General features: G+C 70.1%; 22 protein-coding genes and 1 pseudogene. 7 read left to right on the plus strand and 16 right to left on the minus strand.

Going from position 1 to position 26,232, the window contains the following annotated elements; all coding sequences use genetic code 11:
* Positions 1–5 precede the first annotated feature (5 nt).
* Complete coding sequence (locus U9R90_RS12730; protein WP_411056551.1) at positions 6–1,445, plus strand: aldehyde dehydrogenase family protein; 1,440 nt, start codon at positions 6–8, stop codon at positions 1,443–1,445.
* Positions 1,438–2,328 (plus strand): aldehyde dehydrogenase family protein, encoded by an 891-nt coding sequence (locus U9R90_RS12735; RefSeq protein ID WP_411056552.1) that lies wholly within the window; start codon positions 1,438–1,440, stop codon positions 2,326–2,328. The genes U9R90_RS12730 and U9R90_RS12735 overlap by 8 nt, the downstream gene beginning before the upstream one ends.
* Positions 2,329–2,409: 81 nt before the next feature.
* Here the strand turns inward: U9R90_RS12735 and U9R90_RS12740 are convergent, their stop codons facing one another.
* Positions 2,410–2,814 carry a hypothetical protein gene (locus U9R90_RS12740; protein ID WP_411056553.1) on the minus strand — a complete coding sequence of 135 codons (405 nt, stop codon included), beginning with the start codon at positions 2,812–2,814 and terminating at the stop codon, positions 2,410–2,412.
* 87 nt (positions 2,815–2,901) lie between these two features.
* Here U9R90_RS12740 and U9R90_RS12745 point away from each other — a divergent pair, with 87 nt between their 5' ends.
* The gene (locus U9R90_RS12745) at positions 2,902–3,570 is read left to right on the plus strand and encodes a uridine kinase (protein ID WP_411056554.1); all 669 of its coding nucleotides are present in this window, start codon (positions 2,902–2,904) and stop codon (positions 3,568–3,570) included.
* A gap of 360 nt (positions 3,571–3,930) precedes the next feature.
* Here U9R90_RS12745 and U9R90_RS12750 read toward each other — a convergent pair.
* A pseudogene (locus U9R90_RS12750) lies at positions 3,931–4,833 on the minus strand (LysR family transcriptional regulator); the annotation flags it as partial.
* 161 nt (positions 4,834–4,994) lie between these two features.
* Between U9R90_RS12750 and U9R90_RS12755 the strand changes: the two are divergent.
* The 3 genes from U9R90_RS12755 to U9R90_RS12765 all read left to right on the plus strand — a co-directional run bounded on the left by U9R90_RS12755 (position 4,995) and on the right by U9R90_RS12765 (position 7,950).
* Positions 4,995–6,305, plus strand: a complete 1,311-nt coding sequence (locus U9R90_RS12755) for an MFS transporter (RefSeq protein ID WP_411056555.1) — start codon at positions 4,995–4,997, stop codon at positions 6,303–6,305.
* An 18-nt stretch (positions 6,306–6,323) separates the two neighbouring features.
* Complete coding sequence (locus U9R90_RS12760) at positions 6,324–6,881, plus strand: SAM-dependent methyltransferase (RefSeq protein ID WP_411056556.1); 558 nt, start codon at positions 6,324–6,326, stop codon at positions 6,879–6,881.
* Positions 6,882–6,960: 79 nt separating this feature from the next.
* Positions 6,961–7,950 carry a sigma-70 family RNA polymerase sigma factor gene (locus U9R90_RS12765; protein WP_411056557.1) on the plus strand — a complete coding sequence of 330 codons (990 nt, stop codon included), beginning with the start codon at positions 6,961–6,963 and terminating at the stop codon, positions 7,948–7,950.
* Here U9R90_RS12765 and U9R90_RS12770 read toward each other — a convergent pair.
* The 12 genes from U9R90_RS12770 to U9R90_RS12825 form a co-directional block, all read right to left on the minus strand.
* On the minus strand, positions 7,852–8,202 hold the full coding sequence (locus tag U9R90_RS12770; RefSeq protein ID WP_411056558.1) for a hypothetical protein: 351 nt from the start codon (positions 8,200–8,202) through the stop codon (positions 7,852–7,854). The genes U9R90_RS12765 and U9R90_RS12770 overlap by 99 nt on opposite strands.
* 60 nt (positions 8,203–8,262) lie before the next feature.
* Positions 8,263–9,543 (minus strand): thymidine phosphorylase, encoded by a 1,281-nt coding sequence (locus U9R90_RS12775; protein WP_411056559.1) that lies wholly within the window; start codon positions 9,541–9,543, stop codon positions 8,263–8,265.
* 148 nt (positions 9,544–9,691) lie between these two features.
* Positions 9,692–10,081: a cytidine deaminase gene (locus U9R90_RS12780; RefSeq protein ID WP_411056560.1), complete on the minus strand. Its 390-nt coding sequence runs from the start codon at positions 10,079–10,081 to the stop codon at positions 9,692–9,694.
* Positions 10,078–11,343: an ABC transporter permease gene (locus tag U9R90_RS12785; RefSeq protein ID WP_411056561.1), complete on the minus strand. Its 1,266-nt coding sequence runs from the start codon at positions 11,341–11,343 to the stop codon at positions 10,078–10,080. Before U9R90_RS12785 ends, U9R90_RS12780 begins: the two co-directional genes overlap by 4 nt.
* Entirely contained in the window at positions 11,343–12,479 is a 1,137-nt protein-coding gene (locus U9R90_RS12790; RefSeq protein ID WP_411056562.1) for an ABC transporter permease, read from the minus strand. Before U9R90_RS12790 ends, U9R90_RS12785 begins: the two co-directional genes overlap by 1 nt.
* On the minus strand, positions 12,476–14,071 hold the full coding sequence (locus U9R90_RS12795) for an ABC transporter ATP-binding protein (protein WP_411057726.1): 1,596 nt from the start codon (positions 14,069–14,071) through the stop codon (positions 12,476–12,478). Before U9R90_RS12795 ends, U9R90_RS12790 begins: the two co-directional genes overlap by 4 nt.
* Before the next feature lie 326 nt (positions 14,072–14,397).
* On the minus strand, positions 14,398–15,453 hold the full coding sequence (locus U9R90_RS12800) for a BMP family lipoprotein (protein WP_411056563.1): 1,056 nt from the start codon (positions 15,451–15,453) through the stop codon (positions 14,398–14,400).
* Positions 15,454–15,790: 337 nt separating this feature from the next.
* Positions 15,791–16,129 carry a hypothetical protein gene (locus tag U9R90_RS12805; protein WP_411056564.1) on the minus strand — a complete coding sequence of 113 codons (339 nt, stop codon included), beginning with the start codon at positions 16,127–16,129 and terminating at the stop codon, positions 15,791–15,793.
* Positions 16,130–16,337: 208 nt separating this feature from the next.
* Positions 16,338–17,564, minus strand: coding sequence for a M20 family metallopeptidase (locus tag U9R90_RS12810; RefSeq protein ID WP_411056565.1), 1,227 nt, complete (start codon positions 17,562–17,564; stop codon positions 16,338–16,340).
* Entirely contained in the window at positions 17,554–19,203 is a 1,650-nt protein-coding gene (iscB, locus tag U9R90_RS12815) for an RNA-guided endonuclease IscB (protein ID WP_411056566.1), read from the minus strand. The genes U9R90_RS12810 and iscB overlap by 11 nt, the downstream gene beginning before the upstream one ends.
* A 731-nt stretch (positions 19,204–19,934) precedes the next feature.
* Positions 19,935–20,996, minus strand: coding sequence for a hypothetical protein (locus U9R90_RS12820; protein ID WP_411056567.1), 1,062 nt, complete (start codon positions 20,994–20,996; stop codon positions 19,935–19,937).
* Between the two features lie 324 nt (positions 20,997–21,320).
* Positions 21,321–22,901: a methylmalonyl-CoA mutase gene (locus U9R90_RS12825; protein ID WP_411056568.1), complete on the minus strand. Its 1,581-nt coding sequence runs from the start codon at positions 22,899–22,901 to the stop codon at positions 21,321–21,323.
* A gap of 247 nt (positions 22,902–23,148) precedes the next feature.
* Between U9R90_RS12825 and U9R90_RS12830 the strand changes: the two genes are divergently transcribed.
* On the plus strand, positions 23,149–24,072 hold the full coding sequence (locus tag U9R90_RS12830) for a L,D-transpeptidase family protein (protein WP_411056569.1): 924 nt from the start codon (positions 23,149–23,151) through the stop codon (positions 24,070–24,072).
* 259 nt (positions 24,073–24,331) lie between these two features.
* On the opposite strand, the gene U9R90_RS12835 is transcribed toward U9R90_RS12830, so the two are convergent.
* Both U9R90_RS12835 and U9R90_RS12840 read right to left on the minus strand, forming a co-directional pair.
* Positions 24,332–25,432, minus strand: coding sequence for a hypothetical protein (locus tag U9R90_RS12835; RefSeq protein WP_411056570.1), 1,101 nt, complete (start codon positions 25,430–25,432; stop codon positions 24,332–24,334).
* On the minus strand, positions 25,432–26,106 hold the full coding sequence (locus U9R90_RS12840) for an RNA polymerase sigma factor (RefSeq protein ID WP_411056571.1): 675 nt from the start codon (positions 26,104–26,106) through the stop codon (positions 25,432–25,434). The genes U9R90_RS12835 and U9R90_RS12840 overlap by 1 nt, the downstream gene beginning before the upstream one ends.
* Positions 26,107–26,232: the final 126 nt, after the last annotated feature.

Genomic DNA, 26,232 nt, shown 5'->3' on the forward strand with positions numbered 1-26,232 from the left:
TCGCCATGACATCTCAGATCTTCGAGTACGCACCCGCTCCCGAGTCGCGCTCCGTCGTCGATATCGCACCCTCCTACGGGCTATTCATCGACGGTGAGTTCTCCGACGCCGCCGACGGGAAGGTCTTCAAGACCGTTTCGCCGTCCAGCGAGGAAGTTCTCTCCGAGGTCGCGCAGGCCGGGGCCGCTGACGTCGACCGTGCCGTGAAGGCCGCCCGCAAGGCCTTCGAGAAGTGGTCGGCGCTGCCCGGCGCCGAGCGCGCCAAGTACCTCTTCCGGATCGCCCGGATCATCCAGGAGCGCTCGCGCGAGCTGGCTGTCCTGGAGACCCTGGACAACGGCAAGCCGATCAAGGAGACCCGCGACGCGGACCTTCCGCTGGTCGCCGCGCACTTCTTCTACTACGCGGGGTGGGCGGACAAGCTCGACCACGCGGGGTACGGCGCGAATCCGCGCCCGCTCGGCGTCGCGGGCCAGGTCATCCCCTGGAACTTCCCGTTGCTGATGCTCGCCTGGAAGATCGCCCCGGCGCTGGCCACCGGTAACACGGTCGTGCTGAAGCCCGCCGAGACCACTCCGCTGTCCGCGCTGTTCTTCGCGGACATCTGCCGGCAGGCCGGACTGCCCAAGGGTGTCGTCAACATCCTTACGGGGTACGGCGACACCGGCGCCGCGCTGGTCGAGCACCCGGACGTGAACAAGGTCGCGTTCACCGGCTCGACCGCCGTCGGCAAGGCGATCGCCCGCTCCGTCGCGGGCACCGACAAGAAGGTCACCCTGGAGCTGGGCGGCAAGGGCGCCAACATCGTCTTCGACGACGCCCCCATCGACCAGGCCGTCGAGGGCATCGTCAGCGGCATCTTCTTCAACCAGGGCCAGGTCTGCTGCGCGGGCTCGCGGCTGCTGGTCCAGGAGTCGATCCAGGACGAGCTGCTCGACTCGCTCAAGCGCAGGCTCGCCACACTGCGGCTCGGCGACCCGCTGGACAAGAACACCGACATCGGTGCCATCAACTCCGCCGAGCAGCTGGCCCGGATCACGGCCCTGACCGAGACCGGCGAGGCCGAGGGCGCCGAGCGCTGGTCCGCGCCCTGCGAACTGCCGTCGGCGGGCTACTGGTTCGCCCCGACGCTCTTCACGAACGTCACCCAGGCGCACCGGATCGCCCGGGACGAGATCTTCGGCCCGGTGCTCTCGGTGCTGTCCTTCCGTACGCCCGACGAGGCCGTCGCGAAGGCCAACAACAGCCAGTACGGCCTGTCCGCGGGCATCTGGACGGAGAAGGGCTCGCGCATCCTCTCGGTCGCGAGCAAGCTCCGTGCCGGGATCGTCTGGGCCAACACATTCAACAAGTTCGACCCGACCTCGCCCTTCGGCGGCTACAAGGAGTCGGGCTTCGGCCGCGAGGGCGGTCGCCACGGCCTGGAGGCGTACCTCGATGTCTGATTCGCGACTGAGTGTGCTCAAGACCTACAAGCTGTACGTCGGGGGCAAGTTCCCCCGCTCCGAAAGCGGCCGGGTGTACGAAGTGACCGACTCAAAGGGCAAGTGGCTCGCCAACGCGCCGCAGTCCTCCCGCAAGGACGCGCGCGACGCCGTCGTCGCCGCCCGCAAGGCCTTCGGCGGCTGGTCGGGGGCCACGGCGTACAACCGGGGCCAGATCCTCTACCGCATCGCCGAGATGCTGGAGGGGCGCCGGGACCAGTTCGTCCGCGAGGTGGCCGACGCCGAGGGGCTTTCCAAGTCCAAGGCGGCGGCGGTCGTCGACGCGGCGATCGACCGCTGGGTCTGGTACGCGGGCTGGACCGACAAGATCGCCCAGGTGGTGGGCGGCGCCAACCCGGTCGCCGGGCCGTTCTTCAACCTCTCCACGCCGGAGCCGACGGGCGTCGTCACCGTTCTCGCGCCGCAGGAGTCGTCGTTCCTGGGTCTGGTCTCGGTGCTCGCCCCGGTCATCGCGACCGGCAACACCGCGGTCGTCGTCGCCTCCGAGCAGGCGCCGCTCCCGGCGCTGTCGCTCGCCGAGGTGCTGGCCACGTCCGACCTTCCCGGCGGCGTGGTCAACGTCCTCTCCGGCCGTACGGCGGAGCTCGCGGCCCCGCTGGCCGCGCACCAGGACGTCAACGCGCTCGATCTGACGGGCGCGGACGACGACGTACTGGCGAAGGAGCTGGAGATCGCGGCGGCGGACAACCTCAAGCGCGTCCTCCGTCCACAGGCTGTGGATTTCGCGGCCGACCCCGGCACGCACCGCCTGACGGCGTTCCTGGAGACCAAGACGGTCTGGCACCCCACGGGGTCCCTGGGCGCCTCCGGCTCGGCCTACTGAGGCCCGTTACAGGCCCGTCCACAGACCAGCCCCGCCTTCCTCCGTCCAGGAAGGCGGGGCTTCTCTCGTCCCGGACGCCCCCTAGCCGGGCAGCAGTCCCAGCGCGTCGCCCGCCACCGGCAGGTCCTCCAAGGCCCCGCCGCTGGTCAGCGGGTACGTCGCGTCGGCCGTCGAGACCGGCTGGAAGTCGGCGACCTGGGTGCCGGCCGCGTTGTCCAGCGGGTCGACGCCGGTGCCCGCCAGGGGGTCCAGCTGGAGGCTCTTCGCCGGGGCCAGGGCGCTGGCCGCCGTGTCCGTGACGGTCTTGGTCAGCGGCTGGTCCGGGGAGGTGGAGACGATCCCGTCCAGCGGCTCCGCACCGGCCGCACCGCCCGCCCCGAGCGCCGCGCCCGCCACGGCCAGCGTCAGCCCCGTACGCAACAGGGCGCGGGCCTGCCTCCCGGGCGCCGCGTGCCGTGCCGTGCGTCCTGCTGCCTGTCCTGCCATGCGTTGGCCACCTATCCGTAATCGAGTGCGCACGGATCGTAGTTCGCGTGTGACTCATGTTTCAAAGGCCGTCCCCTGGGGTCGCCCATGCGGCGCAATGCCTCACACTGGTGTCCCGTGAGCTCCCATCCCCCGATACCGACCCGGGTCGTGCTGCTGACCGGCCCGTCCGGCTCCGGAAAGTCGTCGCTCGCGGCCCGCTCCGGGCTGCCCGTGCTGTCTCTCGACGACTTCTACAAGGAGGGCGACGACCCCACGTTGCCTCTCGTCACCGGCAGCACGGACATCGACTGGGACTCCCCGCGGGCCTGGGACGCGGACGCCGCGGTCACCGCGATCGCGGAGCTGTGCCGCAAGGGGCGTACCCGCGTACCCGTCTACGACATCGCCACCAGCGCGCGGACCGGCACCGAGTCGCTCGACATCGAGCGCACACCGCTGTTCGTGGCGGAGGGGGTCTTCGCTGCCGACATCGTGGAGCGCTGCCGGGAACTGGGCGTCCTGGCCGACGCGCTGTGCCTGCGCGGCCGCCCCAGCACCACGTTCCGGCGGCGGCTGCTGCGGGACCTCAAGGAGGGCCGCAAGTCGGTGCCGTTCCTGCTCCGCCGCGGCTGGCGGCTGATGCGGGCCGAGCGCACCATCGTCACCCGCCAGGCCGCGCTCGGCGCGCACCCGTGCGGCAAGGAGGAGGCCCTGGGGCGGCTGGCGGCGGCGGCCGCGGGACGCTGCGTCAAAGCCCGCACGTCAACGCCCTAGCCCGAAGCCGCAACCACCACTTGAGCAACCCCACGGCGAGCAGTTTGGTCCGCGAGAGCGGCGCCGGTTCAGGCGCAAAACGCGCACAGCGGGACCGGGAGACCCCCCGGCCTCCGGTCCCGCTGTCCGTTCCCTCTGTCCCCCGTGGGACCCCCCATGGTCCCCCGGTTTCCCCATGNTCCACACCGGGACCCCTATGCCACCACCGGATCAGACGTCGGCGGGAGCACGTACCCCCCGACGCGGCCCCGCCCCACAACAAACAGCGCGCACCCCGCCGCACAGAACACACGGCCCCGCCCCACAACGAAACAGCGCGCACCCCGCGCGGCGGCGCGGCAAAGAGCACGCACCCCGGGGCTACGGGAGGAGCGCGCCGGCGGGGGCGATGGTTCCGCGTTGGGTGAGGAGGAAGCGTTTGAAGGCCGCCACGGGGGGCGTGTCGGGGTGGCCCGCCAGCCAGGCGACCCCGATCTCGCGGACCGCGCGCGGCGCCGTCACGGTGAGTTCGACCACGCCGGGGCGCGCGAACGCCGGGGGCGGCAGGAGGGCGACGCCGAGGCCCGCCGCGACCAGGCCGCGCAGGGTCTCCGCGTCCTCGCCCTCGAAGGCGACCCGAGGCCGAAACCCGGCCTCGGCGCACAACGCGTCGGCGATGCGGCGCAGGCCGTAGGGAGGTTCGAGGGTGACGAAGGCTTCGTCGGCGGCCTCGGCGAGGCGGATGCGCTTGCGGGTGGCGAGGCGGTGGTCCACCGGGACGACCAGGCGCAGGCGTTGCTCGGCCAGGCGCCGGGCGACCAGGTCGGGCGCGTCGGGGACCGGTGAGGTCAGGCAGAGGTCCAGCTCGCCGGAGCGGAGGCGTTCGATCATCCACTCGCCGTAGTTCTGGACGAGGCTGAACCGCACGCGGGGGTGGTCCACACGGAAGGCCCGGATGAGTTCGGGGACCGCCTCGGAGCCCATGGTGTGCAGGAAGCCGAAGGCGACCTTGCCCGTGGCCGGGTCGGCGTCCGCCCGTACGTCTTCGGCGGAGCGGTCGATGTCGGCGAGCGAGCGTTCGACCGAGGTCAGGAAGGTCCGGCCGGCGGGCGTGAGGGACAGGGTCCGGCCGCGGCGGGCGAACAGGTCGACGCCCAGGTCCTGTTCGAGCCTGGCCAGCGCGCGGGAGAGTGTGGACTGCGGGATGCCCAGCTGCTGCGCGGCACGGGTGACGTGCTCGGTACGGGCCACCGCGGCGAAGTACGCGAGGCGGGGGGCGAGGAGGGTGGACCAGGAGTCGGGACCCGGGTCGGGGGGAGTTGGATTGTTTTTCGCAGCAACAAATTGCGGCTTAGTGGGTGCTGCGCTGCGGTCATGCTGCATGGGATGGATTATGGCAAGTTTATGCATTGGACGCATGAGGGAGGCCTCCTTAGATTTACGGCATGCCTCCTGCCAGTAGCAGGGCGTTCGCTAACCAAGCGGGCGCCCCCACCTCTGATTCCCATGTTTCCTCTGACTCTCGCCTGGCTCCGGGTGGGTCCGGCTACCGCCGGATGAACCTCGCGCTGTTCGCGGCCGGGCTCGCCACCTTCGCGGTGCTGTACTCCACGCAGGCGCTGCTGCCCGCGATCTCCGCCGAGTTCGGCGTCACGGCCGACACCGCGAGCTGGACCGTGTCGGCCGCGACCGGGGCGCTCGCGCTGTGTGTGCTGCCGTTGAGTGCGCTGTCGGAGCGCTTTGGGCGCCGCACGGTGATGACCGCTTCGCTGGCGGTCGCCGTGGTGGTGGGCGTGCTGGTGCCGTTCGCGCCCAGCCTCGGCTGGCTGGTGGCGCTGCGGGCCGTGCAGGGTGCGGCGCTGGCGGGGCTGCCGGCGTCGGCGATGGCGTATCTGGCCGAGGAGGTACGCCCGAAGGCGCTCGTCGCGGCGATCGGTCTGTTCGTGGCGGGCAACAGCATCGGCGGGATGAGCGGCCGAGTGGTGACCGGATGGGTCTCGCAGGCCTGGGGCTGGCGGGCCGGGCTCGCCGCGGTGGGGCTGATGGCGCTGGTGTGCGCGGTCCTGTTCCGCGTACTGCTGCCCAAGCCCCAGCACTTCAAGGCGGGGTCGCTGCGGCCTCGCGAGCTGGCGCGGACCGTACGGGGGCACCTGGGCAATCCGCTGCTGTGCCGCCTGTATGTCATCGGGGCGCTGTTCATGGTGGTGTTCGGTGCCGTGTACACGGTTATCGGGTATCGGTTGGTCGAAGCTCCGTTCTCGTTGCCGCAGGGAGTTGTCGGGTCGATCTTCCTGATCTACCTGGTCGGTACGGCCTCGTCGGCCGCGGCCGGGCGGCTGGTCGCGCGGATCGGGCGGCGTGGGGCCCTGTACCTGGCGGTGGGGACGACGGCTGCTGGGTTGCTGTTGTCGCTCGCTGATGTGCTGGCTCTGGTGTTGCTGGGGCTGGTGCTGATCACCGCGGGGTTCTTCGCGGGCCACACGGTCGCGTCGTCTTCGGTGAGCCGGACGGCCGAGGTGGGCCGGGCACAGGCATCGGCCCTCTACCAGTCGGCGTACTACCTGGGCAGCAGCGTGGGTGGCACGCTCGGCGCGATCGCCTTCCACGCTCTGGGCTGGCAGGGCACGGTGCTCCTCGGACTGGTCGCGGTGCTCGGGGTGGTGTCGGTGACGCTGTACGGCACCCACGCGGCCCGCGTGGAGCGCGCGCACACGGCACGGGTGGAGCGGCGGCCGGTGCTGGCCTCGCACGCGTAATCCCGCTAGAGAAGGTGTATGCGGGTTCCTGAGCGGTTGTCGGTGGCGGTCGAACTGCTGGGTGTGCGGCCGGATGAGCGGGTTCTGGAGGTCGGCTGCGGGCGTGGGGTCGCCGCGGCTCTGATGTGTGAGCGGCTTGCGCGGGGGCGGCTGGTGGCCATCGACCGGTCGGCCGCCGCGGTCGCCGCCGCCCGGGCGCGCAACGCCGCGAAGGTGGACGCCGGACGTGCCGAGTTCCGGCAGCTGGCGCTGGCCGATGCGGACCCGGCGTCCCTGGGGACGTACGACGGGATCCTGGCCGTTGACGTCAACCTCTTCTGGACCGGGCCCGCGACGCGGGAACTGGCTGTGGTCGGCCAGTCGCTCAGGCCCGGCGGGCGGTTGCTGCTGTGCTTCGCACCGCCCCGGGGGCGCGCGGTCGGCCCGCTGGAGTCGGCGCTGCTCCGGCATCTGCGGGACGCCGGGTTCCACGCCGGCGCGGCGCAGCGGCCGCTGGCTGACGGGGGCACCCTGCTCGCGGTGAGCGCGCGGCACCGGACACCCTCCTCCGACGAGTCGGCCGAGCACGGCGGCTGAGCGCTTCGGGGGCCGATTGTCAGTGGGGTGCGGTAGCTTCCGAAGTGTTGGTGTCGGAGGCTCAGCAGGGGTGGACTCGATGAGTGAGAGCGCGACCAAGAGTGAGTTGGACGTTGGCCTGGAGAAGCATCGGACCGAGCTGACGGGCTACTGCTACCGCATGCTCGGCTCCGGGTTCGAGGCCGAGGACGCGGTGCAGGACACCTTCGTACGCGCCTGGCGTGCGTACGACCGGTTCGAGGGGCGCTCGTCGCTGCGGTCGTGGCTGTACCGCATCGCCACCAACGTCTGCCTGGACATGCTGAACGCCGGGAACAAGCGCGCCCGGCCGATGGACCTGACCGAGCCGCAGCCGGTGGCCCGCGCGGTGCTCAGCGAGCGGCCCGAGATCACCTGGCTGGAGCCGGTGCCGGACGGCCGGGTGCTGCCGTCCACTGCCGACCCCGCGGAGACGGCGGTGGCGCGCGAGACGGTGCGGCTCGCCTTCGTCGCGGCGCTGCAGCATCTGCCCGCCAAGCAGCGCGCGGTGCTCATCCTGCGCGAGGTGCTGGCCTGGAAGGCGAGCGAGGTCGCCGAGCTGCTCGACACCTCGGTCGCGTCGGTGAACAGCGCGTTGCAGCGGGCGCGGGCCACCATCGCGGAGCGGGAGATGCGCGAGACGGACCTCGCCAACCCGCTCGACGAGGATCAGAAGAAACTCCTCGACCGCTATGTCTCCGCCTTCGAGGGCTACGACATGGACGCACTGACCTCGCTGCTGCACGAGGACGCTGTGCTCTCCATGCCGCCCTACGACCTGTGGCTCACGGGGTACGGCGACATCACCGGCTGGATGCTCGGCCATGGCGCCGTCTGCCGCGGCTCCCTGCTGGTCCCGACGGTGGCGAACGGTACGCCGGCCTTCGGCCAGTACCACCCGACCGAGACGCCCGGGCGGTACGAGCCCTGGGCGCTTCAGGTCGTCGAGATCTCAGGGGGGAGGATCGTCGAGATCACCAACTTCCTGGACACAGACCGCTGGTTCCCGATGTTCGACCTCCCCCAGCACCTCGACAAGTCCGACCAGTAGCAACAGCTCGCAGAGCCGGGTGCTGGGGTCCCGGATACGCATCCTGGCCCCGGCGGTGCGGGTGGTGATCCGCAGCCGGGCGAGGGCGTCCACGACGGCCAGGGTGGGTTCGACGGTTGCTGCGGCGTCGCAGATGAGCTCGGTGGCACCGGAGTGCTCCAGTGCCACGCGCGCCTGCTCGCACAGCCGTGGCACCTCGTCCCGGGTGACCCGGGGGCCGAGGGCGACGACGATCGGTTCGGTAGCTGTCACACAGGGGTGACCTGTGGGAGGGGCGGAACTCATCGCCCCTCCCACAGGTCTCCGAACGGATCAGGCGATGCGGTCGAGGACGATCGGGCTCGGGGTGAAGTCGCCCGTGCCCGGTGCCGCGATGTCGTACGCCGACTCCAGGGACTTGATCGCGTACTCGAACCGCTCGGGCGTGTCCGTGTGCAGGGTGAGCAGGGGCTGGCCCTCGGTCACCTGCTCGCCCGGCTTGGCGTGCAGCTCGACACCGGCGCCGGCCTGGACCGGGTCCTCCTTGCGGGCCCGGCCCGCGCCGAGCCGCCAGGCGGCGACGCCGACGTCGTACGCGTCGAGGCGGGTGAGGGTTCCGGAGGACGGGGCCGTGATGACGTGCTGCTCGCGGGATGTGGGCAGCGGGGCGTCCGGGTCGCCGCCCTGCGCCGCGATCATGCGGCGCCAGACGTCCATCGCGGAGCCGTCCGCCAGGGCCTTGGCCGGGTCGGCGTCCTTGATTCCGGCCGCGTCCAGCATCTCGCGCGCGAGGGCGAGGGTGAGCTCGACGACGTCCGCGGGGCCGCCGCCTGCCAGGACCTCGACGGACTCGCGTACTTCGAGGGCGTTGCCCGCCGTCAGGCCGAGGGGGGTGGCCATGTCGGTGAGCAGGGCCACGGTCTTCACTCCGTGGTCCGTGCCCAGGCCGACCATCGTGGAGGCCAGTTCGCGGGCGTCCACGATGTTCTTCATGAAGGCGCCGGAGCCCACCTTCACGTCCAGGACCAGGGAGCCCGTACCCTCGGCGATCTTCTTCGACATGATGGACGAGGCGATCAGCGGGATCGCCTCGACCGTGCCGGTGACGTCGCGCAGCGCGTACAGCTTCTTGTCGGCGGGGGCGAGGCCGTCGCCCGCCGCGCAGATCACGGCGCCGGTGGTGTCCAGGACGTCCAGCATCTCGGCGTTGGACAGCAGGGCGCGCCAGCCGGGGATGGACTCCAGCTTGTCCAGGGTGCCACCGGTGTGGCCGAGGCCGCGGCCGCTGAGCTGCGGCACGGCGGCGCCGCAGGCGGCGACGAGGGGGGCGAGCGGGAGGGTGATCTTGTCGCCCACGCCGCCGGTGGAGTGCTTGTCCGCGGTCGGGCGGGACAGGGCGTCGAAGTTCATCCGCTCGCCGGAGCGGATCATCGCGGCGGTCCAGGTGGCGATCTCCGCGCGGTTCATGCCGTTGAGGAGGATCGCCATCGCCAGGGCCGACATCTGTTCGTCGGCCACTTCGCCGCGGGTGTAGGCGTCGATGACCCAGTCGATCTGCTCGGGGGTCAGTTCGCCGCGGTCCCGCTTGGTGCGGATGACGGAGATGACGTCCATGGGTGGGGTCCCTTCCAGAGGTGGGTGGGGGTGCGCGTCAGGGATGGGTCCCCCACCCCGCCCCTTCCCGAAAGGCCTCAGACGCCGGCCGGGCTCAAAGATGGCCTCAAACGCCGGCCGGGCTGAAAGAAGGGCGGGAGTAGGGGGCTTAAGACAGGTTTTCCGGGCCGAAAGCGTCCGGCAGCAAGGCCGACAAGGGGCGGATGCCATGCGCCGTGTCGAGCAGAAGCTCGGGGCCGCCGAACTCGTACAGCAGCTGGCGGCAGCGGCCGCAGGGCATCAGGATGCCGCCCGTGCCGTCCACGCAGGTGAAGTGGGTGAGGCGGCCGCCGCCCGAGAGGCGGAGGGCGGAGACCAGGCCGCACTCCGCGCACAGGCCCAGACCGTACGAGGCGTTCTCGACGTTGCAGCCGGTGACCGTGCGGCCGTCGTCCACCAGGGCCGCCGCGCCGACCGGGAAGCCCGAGTACGGGGCGTACGCGTGGGACATGGCCTCGCGCGCCGCGTCCCGTAGGGCTTCCCAGTCGACGCCCGTCACTTGCCCTGCCCCTTGCGGTAGGGCTTGCCGTTCGCTTTCGGCATCCGCAGGTTCTGCGCCGCCAGGGCCAGGACCAGGAGCGTCGCGATGTACGGGGCAGCGCCGATGAACTGCTTGGGCACCGCGTCCACGGTCAGATACGTCAGAACCGCGCCGAGGCCGGCCAGCGCGGCCAGGCCGGACTGGAGGTACTTCTTCCGCGCGACCTGCCACACCGCGACCACGATCAGGAGGATGCCGAGCAGCAGGAACATCGCCATGACGTTCTCCGCGCCGCGCTCCTTGAGCGAGCCGGTGAAGCCGAAGAGCAGCGCGCCCATCGCGACACCCACAGGACGCCAGTTACCGAAGATCATCGCGGCGAGGCCGATGTAGCCGAGGCCGACGGTCTGGCCCTCGCGGTAGAAGGGTGCGGCCACCTCGGAGAGGAAGACGCCACCGAGGCCGGCGAGCGCACCGGAGATGAGCACCGCGACGTACTTGTAGAGGTACACGTTGACGCCGAGCGACTCGGCCGCGATGGGGTTCTCGCCGCAGGAGCGCAGGCGCAGGCCGAAGGCGGAGCGCCACAGGATGAAGTAGGTGGCGACCAGCAGCACCACGGCGATGACCGACAGCCAGGACAGCCGCGTGGTCAGGGCGCCGAGGAAGCCCGCGAGGTCGGAGATGAGGAACCAGTGCTTGCCGTTGAGCGAGACCAGCCAGTCCGACAGACCTGGCACGGTCAGCGAGCCGAGCGAGTCGACCTGCGGGGACTGGGTGGCGCTGCCGCCCTCTTCGGCGCCGAAGGTCAGCTTGGACAGGAAGCGGGTCGCGCCGAGCGCCAGGATGTTGATGGCGACACCGGAGACGATGTGGTTCACGCCGAAGGTGACGGTGGCGATGGCGTGCAGCAGTGCGCCGAGCGCGCCGCCGAGCAGGCCGACGACGACGCCGGTCCACGGGCCCCACTGGTAGCCGGCCCAGGCACCGAACCAGGTGCCGAAGATCATCATGCCTTCGAGGCCGAGGTTGATCACGCCCGCGCGCTCCGACCACAGACCGCCGAGACCGGCGAGCAGGATCGGGACGGCGACGGAGATCGCGGCGGCCACCTGGCCGACGGAGGTGATGTCGTTGGTGCCGGTGATGGCCCTCACGAGCGAGAAGAGGACCAGGCCGCCGAGCGCGTAGTAGAGCGTACGGCGCCAGTCGAAGCCTGACCTGCGGGGGGCGGCGGGCGTGGCCTCGGGCTGCCCCAGAGCGGATGCCGTGGCGGCCATCAGACAGCCACCTCCTCGTTCTTCTTCGCAGCGGCGGCCAGCTCGGCCCCGACCTTCTGCTGCTGGCGCCTGAGGCCCCAGCGCTGCACGGACTCGTACGCGATGACGACGGCGAGCACGATGATGCCCTGCATGATCACGGAGATCTCGGACTCGTAGCCGTTGTCGTCGAGGGTGGTGGCGGCCTTGTCGAGGAAGGCCCACAGGAGCGCGCCGAAGGCCATGCCCAGCGGGTGGTTGCGGCCGAGCAGTGCGATGGCGATGCCGGTGAAGCCGTATCCGGCCGGGAAGTCCGACACGAAGGTGTGGGTCTCACCGAGCAGTACGGGCATACCGATCAGGCCGGCCAGCGCGCCGGAGGCGAGCATCGCGATGACGACCATCTTGCGGCCGCTGACGCCGGAGGCGAGGGCCGCGGAACCCGAGGCGCCGGCGGCGCGCAGGTCGAAGCCGAAGCGGGTGCGGTTGAGCATCACCCAGTAGCCGACGCCGCACAGCACCGCGATGACCAGGAAGCCGAAGATCTCGTAGTCGCCGTAGGGGATGCCAGGGAACCAGGCGGACTCGGGGAGTTCACCGGTGGTGACCGCGTTGGAGCCCTCGGGCTGGTGGCCGAAGACGTCCTTCTGGATCAGGTAGCCGATGATCGCGGTGGCGATGGCGTTCAGCATGATCGTGGCGATCACCTCGCTGACGCCGCGGGTGACCTTGAGCAGCGCCGCGATGCCCGACCAGATCGCGCCGACCAGTACGGCGGTGACGATGACCGCGACCATCTTGAGGACGCCGGGGGCGGGAAGGTTGAAGCCCACGATGGCGCCGACACAGGCGCCGAGGCGGTACTGGCCCTCGACACCGATGTTGAACAGGTTCATGCGGAAGCCGATGGCGACCGCGAGCGCCGCGAAGTAGTACGTGATGGTCTGGTTGATGACCAGGACCTGCACATCGGGCCACTCGGCGACGTAGCTCACCATGAGCGAGTACGGCTCGAAGGGGTTCTTGCCGGTCGCGAGCAGGATGATCGAGGTCAGTGCCACGGCCACTGCGAGGGCGAGGAGGGGTGCGGCGAGCGCCAGGATCACCCGCTCCTTGAGGAGCTCCCGCTTCAGCTCTTTGGGGGTCTGCTGTGTCATCGGTCCTCTCCCCCGGTCTGCGCGGAGTCGTCGGCGGCGGAATTCCCGGGCGGGGAGTCCTCGGGGTGCTCCAGGTGGCCGGAAGCGGCGCCGGTCATGGCCGAGCCCAGTTCCTGCGGGGTGATGGTGGCGGGGTCGGCGTCGGCGACCAGGCGGCCTTCGTAGATGACCCGCAGGGTGTCGGACAGGCCGATCAGCTCGTCCAGGTCGGCGGAGATCAGCAGGACGGCGAGGCCTTCGCGCCGGGCCTCGCGGATCGCGTCCCAGATCTGCGCCTGCGCGCCGACGTCCACACCGCGGGTGGGGTGGGCGGCGATCAGGAAGCGCGGGGTGTGGCTCATCTCGCGGCCGACGATCAGCTTCTGCTGGTTGCCGCCGGAGAGCGAGGCCGCGGTGACCTCGATGCCGGGGGTGCGTACGTCGTACTCCTCGACGATCCGCTCGGTGTCGGCCTTGGCGCCCTTCGGGTCCAGCCAGATGCCCTTGGAGTTGGGCTTCTCGGTGACGTGGCCGAGGATACGGTTCTCCCAGAGGGGGGCCTCCAGGAGCAGGCCGTGCCGGTGGCGGTCCTCGGGGATGTAGCCGACGCCCTGCTCGCGGCGCTTGCGCGTCGGCCAGGCGGTGATGTCGTCGTCGGCGAGCGAAATGGTGCCGGAGTCGGCGTGCCTCATGCCGATCAGGGTCTCGATCAGCTCGCTCTGGCCGTTGCCCTCGACACCCGCGATGCCGAGTACCTCACCCGCGCGGATGGCGAAGGTGAGGTGGTCCAGGAGCGGCTTGCGGCCTTCGGCGCCCAGGGTGAGGTCCTTGACGTCGAGGACGACGCGGTCGGTGACCGTGGACTCGGTGGTCTCCGGGACCGGCAGCTGGCTGCCGACCATCAGCTCGGCGAGCGCGCGGGGGGTCGTCTCGGACGGGATGGTCGTGCCGACGGTGGTGCCGCGCCGGATGACCGTGATGTCGTCGGCGACGCTGAGCACTTCGCCCAGCTTGTGCGAGATGAAGATGACCGCCAGGCCCTCGGCCTTGAGTTCGCGCAGGTTGGCGAAGAGCGCGTCGACTTCCTGCGGGACCAGGACGGCGGTCGGCTCGTCGAGGATCAGGGTGCGGGCGCCGCGGTAGAGGACCTTGAGGATCTCCACGCGCTGGCGGTCGGCGACGCCGAGGTTCTCGACGAGGGCGTCGGGGTTGACGCCGAGACCGTAGGCCTTGGAGATCTCCAGGATCTTCTTGCGTGCCTTGGAGCCGATGCCGTACAGCTTCTCGCCGCCGAGGACGACGTTCTCCAGGACGGTGAGGTTGTCGGCGAGCATGAAGTGCTGGTGCACCATGCCGATGCCGCGGGCGATCGCGTCACCGGGGCTGGCGAAGGAGACCTGCTCGCCGTCGATGGTGATGGTGCCCTCGTCCGGCTTCTGCATGCCGTAGAGGATCTTCATCAGCGTCGACTTGCCGGCCCCGTTCTCACCGACCAGAGCGTGAACGCTGCTCCTGCGGACGGTGATGTCGATGTCGTGATTGGCGACGACGCCGGGGAATCGCTTGGTGATGCCGCGGAGCTCGACGGCCGCGGTCTCGGTGGAGGCTGTGATGGCGCACTCCCTCGGGGCGGAGGAAAGGAGGTGACAGAGGAGGTGGTGATGGTGCGAAAGGCGTGGTGCGAAGAGTGGTGATGCGGAAGGCGGTGCCGTTCAGGGGCATGCGGCCGCTGCGGGGAGCCGCCGGGTGCAGACCGTATCCTGACATGCACATGCTACGCGCGTAGAGTCAGCGAGAAAAGGGGTGAGATCGACGCAAGGCCCGGGAGGAGTGCGGTACTACTCCCCCGAGCCCGGCGGTCTTCACTTGTTCCGCTGAGTCCGGGGCGCCCTCCAGGGGATCAAGTCCCCTGGAGGGTCGGCCCGTTGAGCCCTGGGAGCTACTTCTTGGGCTCCGTCGCGACCTTGATGTCGCCGGAGGCGATCTTCTTCTTCGCCTCGTCGACCGCGGCGATGGTCTCGGTCATCTTGACGAACTCCGGGTTGGACTTCGCGTAGCCGACACCGTCCTGGGCCAGGTCGGCGGAGACGACGCCGGACTGCGGCTTACCGTCCTCGACCGACTTGATGAAGTCGTACACCGAGCCTTCGACGTTCTTGAGCATCGAGGTCAGGATGACGTCCTTCACGCCCGAGAGCGACGGGATCTTGTACTGGTCCGAGTCGACGCCGAGGCCCCAGGCGTTGCCCTTGGTCTTGATCGCCTCGAAGGCACCGCCGCCGGAGCCGCCGGCCGCCGGGTAGATGACGTCGGCCTTCTTGCCGAGCATGCCGTTCGCGATGCGCTTGCCGCCGGCCGGGTCCGCGAAGCCCTTGAAGTCGGGCATCTGGGTGATGTACTCGGTCAGGACCTTGACGTCGGGGTTGGTGTCCGCGACGCCCTGCTTGAAGCCGGCCTCGAACTTCTTGATCAGCGGGGTGTCCACACCGCCGATGAAGCCGACCGTGTCGGTCTTGGTCGTCTTGGCGGCGACCACGCCCATCAGGTACGAGCCCTGCTCCTCGGTGAAGACCAGGTTGGCGACGTTCTTCGCCTGCTTCGAGGAGTCGTCGACGATCGCGAAGCTGGTCTTCGGGAACTTCTTGGCGACCTCGTCGATGGCCTTGGCGTACACGAAGCCGACGCCGATCACCGGGTTGTAGCCCTGGCGGGCCATCTCGGTCAGGCGCTGCACCTTGTCGGCATCGGACTCGCTGTCCTTGGGCTCCTTCTCGGCACCCCCGATGTCGAATTCCTTCTTCGCCTTGTCGAAGCCGGCGGCGGCCGCGTCGTTGAACGACTGGTCACCACGGCCACCGACGTCGTAGGCGAGGCCGATGCCCTTCTCGGACGAGCTGCTGGACGAGTCACTGTCACTGTCGCCACAGGCAGTGGCGGAGAAGGCGAGAGCAGCGGTGGCTGCACCGCTAACGACGATCTTGGTCACCCGGCGCACGATGGGTACCCCTTCACTCAAGGAAGCGCCCCGACCGGGGCTGACTTACCGGGAGCTTAACGCGCGTAGATGTCGCGTAAAGAGGGGTTCAGCGCCTGTTATCCAATCGAAGCGTTTCGGACAGGTGTCAGGTCGCTTCGGTCCGGTAAAACCGCAGGTCACCATTTGTTCCGGACGGGAACAAGAGGTACGCGAATGCGTGCGCCACGCCGCGCCTCCGCCGAACGATCACGGTCGGGGCGAGCTGTTCCCGCTGCGGGCGGTGGCGCAGCGGAACGGCCCGTGGGCGTTCCCACGGGCCGTTCACGTCAACCTGCGGCCCTGCCCGGCCGGGTTCTTAGGCCTTCTTGTCGACGACCTTCAGCTCGATCGGGTAGCCGGAGCTACCGCAGTTCAGCACCGAGGCCTTCTCCTTGCCGCGCGTGCGGTATCCCTCGTCACCCCTGTACGGCCCGTTGACGCGGCCGGGGCCCGCACACTTGGCCATAACGCGCCAGGTGCCGTTACCGGAAGCGCACATGGCGACCGCGACGTGGTTGTTCGTGTGGGACACGTACGCGCTGCAGCCCTTCGGCCCGACGGCGGCCTGGGAAGGCGCCGCACTCAGCGTCACACCCGCGACTGCGAGGCCGAGCACCGAAGTCATCGTGCCGAGTTTCCTGTAGGTGCCGGTCAAGGCACTCCCCCTCTGTTCGTACTGATCGTCGCGCTCACGGACACCGTGGTGGTCGTGATGATCGCGGTGATCCATCTGCGACGTGGTCAGCGATGACAGTACGAGTGATCATGTCAGGGGCGCGTCATCCAGCGGGAGGAAGGCGGCTCAGCCTGCTGGCGGAGACCGTAGGCCCGCGCCCTCCTCCAACTGGCCGGTTTCCCAGGGTTCAGCCCCTGGTCTCGGCGTCCAGGAGCGCCGCCGCGGTGAAGAGTTCCACGCCGACCGTGATGGCTGACTCGTCCGCGTCGAAGTCGCCCTGGTGGAGGTCGCGGACCGTGTACTCGCCCGGCGTACGCACCCCGAGCCGGGCCATCGCGCCCGGCACATGCTCCAGGTACCAGGAGAAGTCCTCGCCGCCGAGGCTCTGTTCGGTGTCCTCGATCGCCTGGGCGCCACGGCGCGCCGTCATGGCGTCCTGCAGAAGGTCGGTGACGGCTGAGTCGTTGACGACCGGCGGGACGCCGCGGATGTAGTTGATCTCCGACTTGGCGCGGTACTGGTCCGCGATCTCCTGGATGGCGGCGTGCACCAGGTCGGGCGCCTGCCGCCAGGCCGCCAGGTCGAGGCAGCGCACGGTGCCGGACAGCTCGGCGTGCTGCGGGATGACGTTGCAGGCGTGGCCCGCCTCGATACGGCCCCAGGTGACGGCGAGCCCGGAGCGTGCGTCGATCCGGCGCGAGACCAGCGCGGGGACCTCGGTGACGACCTTGGCGGCCGCGGTGACCAGGTCGGTGGTGAGGTGCGGGCGCGCGGTGTGGCCGCCCGGGCCGTCCAGGGAGATCTCCAGGCGGTCGCAGGCGGAGGTGATCGGGCCGTGCCGCAGCCCGATCCGCCCGGCGTCCACGCGCGGGTCGCAGTGCACGGCGATGATCCTCCCGACGCCGTCCAGGACTCCGGACTCGATGGCGTCCGCGGCACCACCGGGCAGCACCTCCTCGGCGGGCTGGAAGATCAGCCGTACCGGAGCCGGGAGGCGGCCCTCACGGGCGAGCTCGGCGAGCACCAGACCCGCACCGAGCACGACGGTGGTGTGCACGTCGTGGCCGCAGGCGTGGGCGCGGTCCGGGACGGTGGACCGGTACGGGCAGCTGACCTTGACGTCCGGGATGGGCAGCGCGTCGATGTCCGCGCGGAGAGCCAGCATGGGGCGCGCGCTGTCCGGCGCGCCGATGTCGCACACCAGTCCCGTACCGGTCTCGAGCACCCGAGGCTTGAGCCCCGCTCGCTCAAGGCGGGTCTTGAGGGCCGCGGTGGTCCGGAACTCCTGGTTGCCGAGTTCGGGGTGCATGTGCAAGTCACGGCGGAAGGCGATGAGTTCGACGCGCAGCCCTTCGGGGAGCGCGCCGGGCAGAGTTGCCGCGGGAGCGGACTCGGCTTTGGTCTCAACGATCATCGCTATGTCCTTGCTGGAGGCCCCGGCCGCTGCCGAGGGTAGGAACGGTGCATCTCTCACTCAAAGAGTTCAGGGAAGCACCCTCGGTGTGGTAACGCGAAACGCTCGACGTCGCCTCGGGCCTGGTGACGTACGCGTATCCATCAGCCCGCTGGAGGAGGCTGATGTGCCTATGGTGAATGCTCTGGACGGTGCCGTGACGGGTGGTGATATTGAACTTGCCGGTGGAACGGACCGCGACACGCCCCACGTACGCGCCCTGCCTACTGCCCGCGGGAACAACTGCGCGCACCAGATCGCCGGTGACAAAGCCGAAGAACTGCTTACGCCGAGGCAGTCGCAGGCGGGGAAAGCCGTACTTGTCGGTGCGCGTGCGGGTGTAGGTTCCGCGACCAGTGCAGCCGACCACCAGCACCCTGGACACGACCTCACTGATCGAGGCGAGTGCGCCGACGGCAAGCGCGTCCAGCGTGTGCGTCTTCGGCAGGCCAATGCGGGTGCGGTTGTACTTGGTCCGCCCACCGGATGCGGAGTGGGTAGGCCAGCGATCGTCGAGCGCTCGCCACAGCGCTCGACGAGTCGAGTGGACAGCTGCCGCATCGCGCAGCGGGGCCTTGGTCTGGGCAAGAATCTTCGCTAGCAGCTTCGGCTGGCCCGCGAGGAACTCCTGCACAAGGCGATCCGCCTTGCTCTGATTGCACGCGGCACAGGCCAGGGTGAGGTTGGACATGCGGTCGGAGCCGCCTCGAGCGCGAGGGAAGACGTGGTCAATGTTCAGCGGGACGCCCTCGGCGCCGCAGTAGGCGCAGGATCGCCCCCACTTGACCAGGAGATACTCGCGTGCCTCATATCCGGCGAGGGTGCCCTGCCGGTACTCCGCCTCTCCCAGGGGCCTGCCCGCACTGAGGGCACAGAGGTCGAATGCGACCGACTCCAGATGCGTCGCTCGCACAGGTGCCCAACGCGCGACGCGTTCCGCCCACGCCACGCTGGTGTCCACACGATGCTGCAACGATGGCGGTAGCCAGCCCTCCGGACGGCTTCGGTTGAGGAAGCGAGGCGCACGGTAGCGCAGATTTCGCGAACGGCGCCCTCTCCGGAAGGAGGCGCGCTGATCCACTCTCTTCTTGATCCGCGCGCCCCGGTGGTCGAGTTGAATCGCATACCGGCCTCGCCTCTCGCCGGCCTGAGTCGTGAACACTGCGATGCCGGTGTGCTTCGAGCCAGGGTCGATCCCTACTTCCACCCCGTCGATCTCCGAGTCGGCCGCGGCGCGGTCCTTGAGTCGGATGACAAAGGGGGTGTGCCGGGAAACGACCGCTCGACCGGACTTGAGCAGCTTGCGGGCCCTGGCAGGTGTGGTCGGCTGCAACGGTACGCCGTGCTTCTCGAGAACGAACACGGCGGAGTGGCACTCACGTGCCTCCTCCCCAACCGCAGGGTTGGGGGTGACGCCGTCGGCTGCAGGTGCGCGGTCGACGATCTCCCCTCGCACATGTTCCACGCCGGATGCCGCGTGGCGGCGCTGTGAGCCCGTTTCGTCCCTGATCCCGGGGTTGTCTGCTGCCCACAGTTCAAGAGCCGACTGCTGAGGAAGCACAGTCGGGTTGGTCTTCTGCCCTACGTGGAACGTAGCCATCTTCGGTCACCTCCTACTTCGGCGATGGCTGGTGCTGGTAACGGCGGGCCTCAGCCCGCTGAGCTGAGGCCCCTCAGATGTGAGGGGATCCCGTTACCAATTGGTTCACCCTGCCTTGGAGGGTAGGACGCCGGACGGCACAACTAGCGCTAGATCAACAAAAGTTCAGCCAGATTGACGTAACAAAGTCAGGCGTAGTGCGCATGACCTCGCCGTACGGCGGGTATGACATTTCGTTCGCGTTACGTTACGCGGTGCGTGGGGATCAGAGACCGCGCAGGTCACGAGTGGAGCGGCCGGAGAGCAGTCCGCGATCATCAGAATCTCGCATGGCAGATCACTGTTCCAGGTACCCGAGGACCGCCAGTACGCGGCGGTTGTCGCCACCGGCCGGGAGCAGGCCCAGCTTGGTGAAGATGCTGCCCAAGTTCTAGTCGCGCTCCGTGTGCATCAGGAGCTGGGTGATCACCTCGGGGTCCATCGCGGTGGCGTCCCTGGCCCCCGGTTCGTTCTCGCTGGGGGCGAGCATGGCGCGGGTAAATAGGAAGCGGCCCAAGGCCGCGAACTATCCACCACAGGGACATCGCGCGCCGCAGGCCCACCACTCCGGCCGGGACAGTCGGGCGGCTGAGAAGGAGTCGTTCCTCCCCCTCCCGCTGCTCAACCCGGGGTCGCGCCCAGGCCGAAGCTGACGCTCAGACCGACGCCCTCGTAGCCGGTTGCCGTGCGCATCACGCGATGCGAACGGACTGCAATCGGTGCACGTCACGAGCGGTGCCCGTGACGCCGGACAGGAAGCCCTGGGCGCGCGGTGACGCGTGGTCCGTCAGCCAGGCGGGATCAATGTCACAGACCGCCACCTCGACCCCGGTGCCGGCCAGGGCCAGGGGAAGGGTGTGCACCACGGTAGACGGGAAACTGAGAATCGTACGGCCGATGGGGCCTCTGCGGGCGACGAGCTCCAGCGGAAGGTCGGGGCGGACGATTTCGAGGCCGGTCTCGGTGGACAGTTGGTGCAGCTTCTCGGGGTGCTCCCTGCGGTGGGCGAAGTAGCGGGTGGCGCCGTGGGTGCGGGCCAGTCGCTTGACCGCCTCCAGGTAGCGGTCACGGTCCACCACGCCCGTTTCGACAAGTGAAGTACCCACCATGTCCGCGCCCTTGGCGATCCGCGGGGGTTCGAAGCGGGCACGGGTCCACGAGAAGTCGTTCTCGGTGACCTCGATGCCCGCGGGGGGCTCCACCGGCATCGAGGAGAAAACCTCGACGTTGCGCTCGCCGGACGGGGTGAGGCGGCGGCGCGCTGAAGCGGAGAAGGGCGCGAAGACCATGTCCCGCGCCCCTGGGCGGCCGCCGCGCCGGTGCCAGCGCACCAGGCGCTCGCCGCTGGCGAGTTGGGCGATGAACTCCATGGTGGCCGTGCCGTCGTCGACCACCACCAGGTCGCGGGCGGTGGTGAGCGTGAGCAGCAGTTGTACGTAGCGCGAGAACGGGTCGCCGATGACCACCCGGCGTGCCGCGCGCAGTACGCGGGTCAGACCGCCGATGGTCTTCACCGGCGCACCGGCCCCGCCGCGCGCCTCCTCCCAGCGCACGGTGTGTCCCTCGTCCCGCGCCAGTTCGGCCATCCGGCGCAGTTGGCCGCGTGACATGGGGTCGACCGGGGACAGCACGATGACGGTGAGCCCGGTGGACGCGCGGGGACCGGACGCGGGTAGGCCGGCGCCCGCGTGCTGTGTGCCGGAGTCGGAGTGCGCCCACTCCAGCACGTTGAGCAGCTGGACCGGACTCTCCACGAACGCGAGCGTGCCGTCCGGGTCGGCGGTCGGGGTGGGCTGGGCGGACGGGGCCGGGGGGCCCCCCCGCGCCCGGGNGTTGGGAGGGGAGGTTGCGCCAGGCGCCGATGCGGGAGGTCAGGGCGGGTTCTTCTCCCCTGCCCCGCCCCTTCCCGAAACCGGGGCTCCGCCCCAGACCCCGGTCCTCAATCGCCGGACGGGCTGAATTTTCAGCCCGTCCGGCGAGCCCGGCCGGCGAGGCCTTTCGGGAAGGGGCGGGGTGGGGGACCAATCCTTGGCCTCAGCCACCCAGGGCCGCAGGCATTGCGAGCAGCACGCCCCCGCTCAGAACGCGTCCGTGGGGACGTAAGTCCCCCAGATCTCCCGCAACGCGTTGCAGACCTCCCCGACCGTGGCCCGCGCCTTGAGCGCGTCCTTCATCGGGTACAGCACGTTCGCGTCGCCCTTGGCCGCCTCCTGGAGCTCCGCCAGCGCCGCGTCCACGGCCCCCTGGTCGCGCTCGGCGCGCAGCTTGGCCAGGCGCTCGGCCTGCTGCGCCTCGATCGCGGGGTCGACGCGCAGCGGCTCGTACGGCTCCTCTGCCTCCAGCTGGTAGCGGTTGACGCCGACCACGACGCGCTCACCCGAGTCGGTCTCCTGGGCGATGCGGTAGGCGCTGCGCTCGATCTCGTTCTTCTGGAAGCCGTGCTCGATGGCGCTGACCGCGCCGCCCAGGTCCTCGACCTTCCGCATCAGCTCCAGCGCGGCCGCCTCCACGTCGTCGGTCATCTTCTCGACGACGTACGACCCGGCGAACGGGTCGACGGTGGCGGTGACATCGGTCTCGTACGCCAGGACCTGCTGGGTACGGAGGGCCAGCCGGGCCGACTTGTCCGTCGGCAGGGCGATGGCCTCGTCGAAGGAGTTGGTGTGCAGGGACTGGGTGCCGCCAAGGACCGCCGCCAGGCCCTGGACCGCGACACGGACCAGGTTCACCTCGGGCTGCTGGGCCGTCAGTTGCACCCCCGCGGTCTGCGTGTGGAAGCGCAGCATCAGCGACTTGGGGTTCTTGGCGCCGAACTCCTCCTTCATCACCTTCGCCCAGATCCGGCGCGCGGCACGGAACTTGGCGACCTCTTCGAGGATCGTCGTACGGGAGACGAAGAAGAAGGAGAGGCGGGGCGCGAAGTCGTCGACGTCCATTCCGGCGGCGACGGCGGTACGGACGTACTCGATGCCGTCGGCGAGCGTGAAGGCGATCTCCTGCGCGGGAGACGCGCCCGCCTCCGCCATGTGGTAGCCGGAGATCGAAATGGTGTTCCACTTCGGGATCTCGGCCTTGCAGTACTTGAAGATGTCCGCGATCAGGCGCAGCGACGGCTTGGGCGGGAAGATGTACGTGCCGCGGGCGATGTACTCCTTGAGCACGTCGTTCTGGATCGTGCCGGTGAGCTGGTCGGCTGCTACGCCCTGCTCCTCGCCGACGAGTTGGTACAGGAGGAGGAGCAGCGCGCCGGGGGCGTTGATCGTCATCGACGTGGAGACCTTGTCCAGCGGAATGCCGCCGAACAGGATGCGCATGTCGTCAATCGAGTCGATGGCGACACCGACCTTGCCGACCTCGCCGCTGGCGATCGGGGCGTCACTGTCGTGGCCCATCTGGGTGGGCAGGTCGAAGGCGACCGACAGACCCATGGTGCCGTTCGCGATCAGCTGCTTGTACCGGGCGTTGGACTCGACGGCGGTGCCGAAACCCGCGTACTGGCGCATCGTCCACGGCCGTCCGGTGTACATCGACGGGTAGACGCCCCGGGTGAAGGGGTATACGCCGGGCTCGCCCAGTTTGTCGGCCGGGTCCCAGCCGTCGAGGGCGTCCGGTCCATAGACCGGCTCAATGGGCAGTCCGGACTCAGACTCGCGCGCCATGTGCTGTGCCTCCTGCTACTTGCCGGTAATCGACGACCCTCGCGACGGACTGTAGCGGCGGGGGCGCGTCGGGTGGAGGGCCGCACGCTGGGACCTTGCTCACAGCAGCTCACAGCGTGCGTTCACTTCCATCATGCGCGGGAACCATTTCCGTACGGAGGACATCCCAGGAGGCACACGGAACTGTCGGGGACGGCAGGGATCCGTAGAGGTCGGTCGGGGTCGGTAGGCAGCAGTGGGGGGCCACATGCGCAGGACATCCGGGATGCGGCGGGGATCGGTGCGGCGGAGATCTCTGGCGGCCGTCGCCGTCGTGGCGGTCACCGCGGGCTGTACGGCCCAGGCGGTGGACGGCGCGGCGGGCGATGGTCAGGACGGCCTGGGCGGGAAGCGGCCGCCGCCGCTGACGTCGGCGCCGAGCCCGTCGCCGGGCGGGAAGTCACCGGACGGGAAGTCTCCGGACGGGAAGTCGCCCGCGGGGTCGGAGGCATCGCCCGGTGTGCCGTCCAAGGGGCCCTCCAAGGCCCCGGCACAGCCCAAGGTGCTGCTGACCAAGGGTGACCGGGGCGAGCGCGTACGGGACCTTCAGGCGCGGCTGCGGCAGATCGCCTGGTTCGGCGGTCCTGGACCCACCGGGTCGTACGGCGGGTCCACGGTCACCGCGGTCAAGGGCTTCCAGGCCAAGCGCGGCCTGACCGCGACGGGCGAGACCGACGAGGTCACCTGGCAGCGGCTGCTCGACATGACCAGGAAGCCGGGCTTCTTCGAGCTGTACGCGGCGGGCGACCAGCCGGCCGCCAAACCCGATCCGCGCTGCCTGCAGGGCCGGGTGCTGTGCATCAGCAAGAAGAGCCGCACGCTCACCTGGATGGTCGACGGCCGGGCGATGTCGACGGTGGATGTGCGGTTCGGCTCGCAGTACACGCCGACCCGCGAGGGCGAGTTCAGCGTGTACTGGAAGTCCCGGCACCATCACTCGACGCTCTACGACACCCCGATGCCGTACGCGATGTTCTTCAGCGGCGGCCAGGCGGTGCACTACTCGTCGGACTTCGCGGCACGCGGCTACAGCGGGACGTCGCACGGCTGCGTGAACGTACGGAACGAGAAGAAGATCGCCGCGTTGTTCGCGCAGGTGCGCACGGGCGACAAGGTGGTCATCTACTGGTGACGCCCGCCCATGCGCGCCCGCAAGGACCGCAACCATCAATTGAGGAACCACGACGGCGAGCACCCGGTCCGCGAGAGCGGCGCCGGTTTAGGCGCAAAGGGGGGAGAGGGCGAGGGTGGGACCGGGGGAACGTGTCCCACCCTCGCCTGGTGCACAGAGCCGCGGGTACGGGGGGAACCTCGGCTCGTGCGATCGCCGATGACCAGTCGGCTCACTTCATACTGCGCCACGAGGCCGGAAAGTGTCACACCCCTGAGGATCAGGAGCTGATCGAACTTTCCGACGGCTGGATCTGGAGTGCCTCCGGAGCGGTGCCGAGGCGGCTGGTGACCGAGGATCCGGTCTCGTCCAGGCTCTGCTCGGCGTCCTCGCCCCGGCCGTTGCCCGCGCCGGGCTTCTGCTCGCCCTCGGGACGGCGGTCCGCGTCGTCCCCGTCGCCGTCGCTGTCGTGCTTCTCCTGGCCGTCCTCGCCGTCGGGACGGCCTTCGCCTTCGCCGTCCCGTTCCACCGCGAGGGCGCGGTCGCAGAGCTTCTCCACGTTCCCGGCACCGTTGGCCGCGCGCTCCAGGCGGCGGCGCTTGTCCGCGGGCAGCGGCTTGCCGTTCTGGTAGTCGCGGCAGACGTCGAAGACGCGCTGGTACAGGTCGCGCTTCTCCTGTGGGGTCAGGTCGCGGCCCGCCTCGGGCTGCCCGTTGTCCTGCCCCTGCTCGTCGCCGTCCGGGGAACCGCCGCCGGGCGCCTGGGACTTCTTACCGCCATCGGAGGCTCCGGCGTCGGGCTCCGCACTGGGGTCGTCGGTATGGTCGCCGTGGCTGTGGCCGGGGTCCGGCGAGCCGGGCGAGGGGGACATCAGGGTGTCCGGGGGTGTGACCGCCGCGGAGACGGAGGTGCCGGGGCGCGGCTCGCCCTTGCTGCCGCCGTCGCCGCCGAAGGGTGCGGGCAGCACTCCGGCGCCGCCCGCTACGGCGACTCCGCCGAGGGTGCAGGCGGCCAGCGCCGCGGCGATCCCGTAGCGCATGGGCCGGCCCCAGCGGATGCGGGACGGGCGGTGTGCGGCGGTGCCGCCCCGCGAGGGGCTGACGGCGATGGCCGGTTCGGGGGCGGGGGCTCCCGCTGATGCGTGGGCCTGCCGGAACGCGGCGACCGCGGCGGCCTCGCCGGGCAGTTCGCCGGTCGCGCCCGGGACGGGGTCGCCGTGCGGTGGCAGCCCGTCCCGTGCCGCGCCGAGCGCGTCGGCGAGCCGCTCGGCTCGCGCGCGCGAGGGGGTGTCGGAGGCGTCGAGTACGGCGTCGAGGGACTCGCCGCGTAGCAACAGCTCCGCGACATCCTCGTCCAGCCACTTGTCGTACTCGTCGGTCATCACATGTCCTTCTGCGTCCGCGAACGCGAATGCGTCACACCGCCGGGGCCTGTCGGAGCGCTCGCCGCGCCCCCTCGCCGCCCCCGCTGCGGCGGTACGGCGGCCAGCCCGTCGGCGTCGCCGGCCTGGTCACCGAGCAGTTCCGCGAGCCGTTTCAGGCCGCGGTGCGCGGCGGTGCGTACGGCTCCGGGGCGCTTGCCCAGCGTCTCAGCCGCGCTCTTCGCGTCGAGCCCGACCACCACGCGCAGGACGACGGCCTCAGCCTGGTCCTGCGGGAGCTGGGAGATCAGCGCGAAGGTGTCGCCGGTGGCGAGCGCCTCCAGCGCCTCGCCCGCGGTGTCCGCGTCGCCCGGCTTCACGGTGAGCTCCGTCTCGTCCCCGCCGATGGCGGGGCGGCGGCCCCGCATCCGGATGTGGTCGAGCGCGCGGTTGCGGGCGATACGCGCCGCCCAGCCGCGGAAGCGGTCCGCGTCGCCCTCGAACCGGTCGAGATCGCGGGCGATCTGCAACCAGGACTCGGACGCCACGTCCTCGGCGTCCAGGTCGCCGACCAGTGTCCGTATGTATCCCAGGAGCCGCGGGTGCACAGCGCGGTACACAGAACGGAACGCACTCTCGTCCCCATCCTGTGCCGCGAGCACCGCGGTGGTCAGCTCCGCGTCGTCCCCCAGCACTAACTTCTCCCTAGCCCGGCGCGATGCAGAACGGTACGGCCTGAATGGGCCGCCCGTCCACGTTTGTACAACACGCAACAATGAGGTCACCGAGCGGGGTGTGACACAAAACGCACCCACGGCGCT

The organism is Streptomyces sp. E11-3 (genome assembly GCF_046540415.1).
Taxonomy (GTDB): Bacteria; Actinomycetota; Actinomycetes; order Streptomycetales; family Streptomycetaceae; genus Streptomyces.

Bases quoted from the DNA above. Each gene is read 5' to 3' on its own strand.
- U9R90_RS12735 (WP_411056552.1), top strand. From the start codon at position 1,438: ATGTCTGATTCGCGACTGAGTGTGCTCAAGACCTACAAGCTGTACGTC.
- iscB (WP_411056566.1), bottom strand. From the start codon at position 19,203: ATGGCTACGTTCCACGTAGGGCAGAAGACCAACCCGACTGTGCTTCCT.
- U9R90_RS12740 (WP_411056553.1), bottom strand. From the start codon at position 2,814: ATGGCAGGACAGGCAGCAGGACGCACGGCACGGCACGCGGCGCCCGGG.
- U9R90_RS12755 (WP_411056555.1), top strand. From the start codon at position 4,995: ATGCCTCCTGCCAGTAGCAGGGCGTTCGCTAACCAAGCGGGCGCCCCC.
- U9R90_RS12745 (WP_411056554.1), top strand. From the start codon at position 2,902: ATGCGGCGCAATGCCTCACACTGGTGTCCCGTGAGCTCCCATCCCCCG.
- U9R90_RS12830 (WP_411056569.1), top strand. From the start codon at position 23,149: ATGCGCAGGACATCCGGGATGCGGCGGGGATCGGTGCGGCGGAGATCT.
- U9R90_RS12835 (WP_411056570.1), bottom strand. From the start codon at position 25,432: ATGACCGACGAGTACGACAAGTGGCTGGACGAGGATGTCGCGGAGCTG.
- U9R90_RS12785 (WP_411056561.1), bottom strand. From the start codon at position 11,343: ATGGCCGCCACGGCATCCGCTCTGGGGCAGCCCGAGGCCACGCCCGCC.
- U9R90_RS12730 (WP_411056551.1), top strand. From the start codon at position 6: ATGACATCTCAGATCTTCGAGTACGCACCCGCTCCCGAGTCGCGCTCC.
- U9R90_RS12765 (WP_411056557.1), top strand. From the start codon at position 6,961: ATGAGTGAGAGCGCGACCAAGAGTGAGTTGGACGTTGGCCTGGAGAAG.
- U9R90_RS12775 (WP_411056559.1), bottom strand. From the start codon at position 9,543: ATGGACGTCATCTCCGTCATCCGCACCAAGCGGGACCGCGGCGAACTG.
- U9R90_RS12760 (WP_411056556.1), top strand. From the start codon at position 6,324: ATGCGGGTTCCTGAGCGGTTGTCGGTGGCGGTCGAACTGCTGGGTGTG.
- U9R90_RS12790 (WP_411056562.1), bottom strand. From the start codon at position 12,479: ATGACACAGCAGACCCCCAAAGAGCTGAAGCGGGAGCTCCTCAAGGAG.
- U9R90_RS12810 (WP_411056565.1), bottom strand. From the start codon at position 17,564: ATGATCGTTGAGACCAAAGCCGAGTCCGCTCCCGCGGCAACTCTGCCC.
- U9R90_RS12825 (WP_411056568.1), bottom strand. From the start codon at position 22,901: ATGGCGCGCGAGTCTGAGTCCGGACTGCCCATTGAGCCGGTCTATGGA.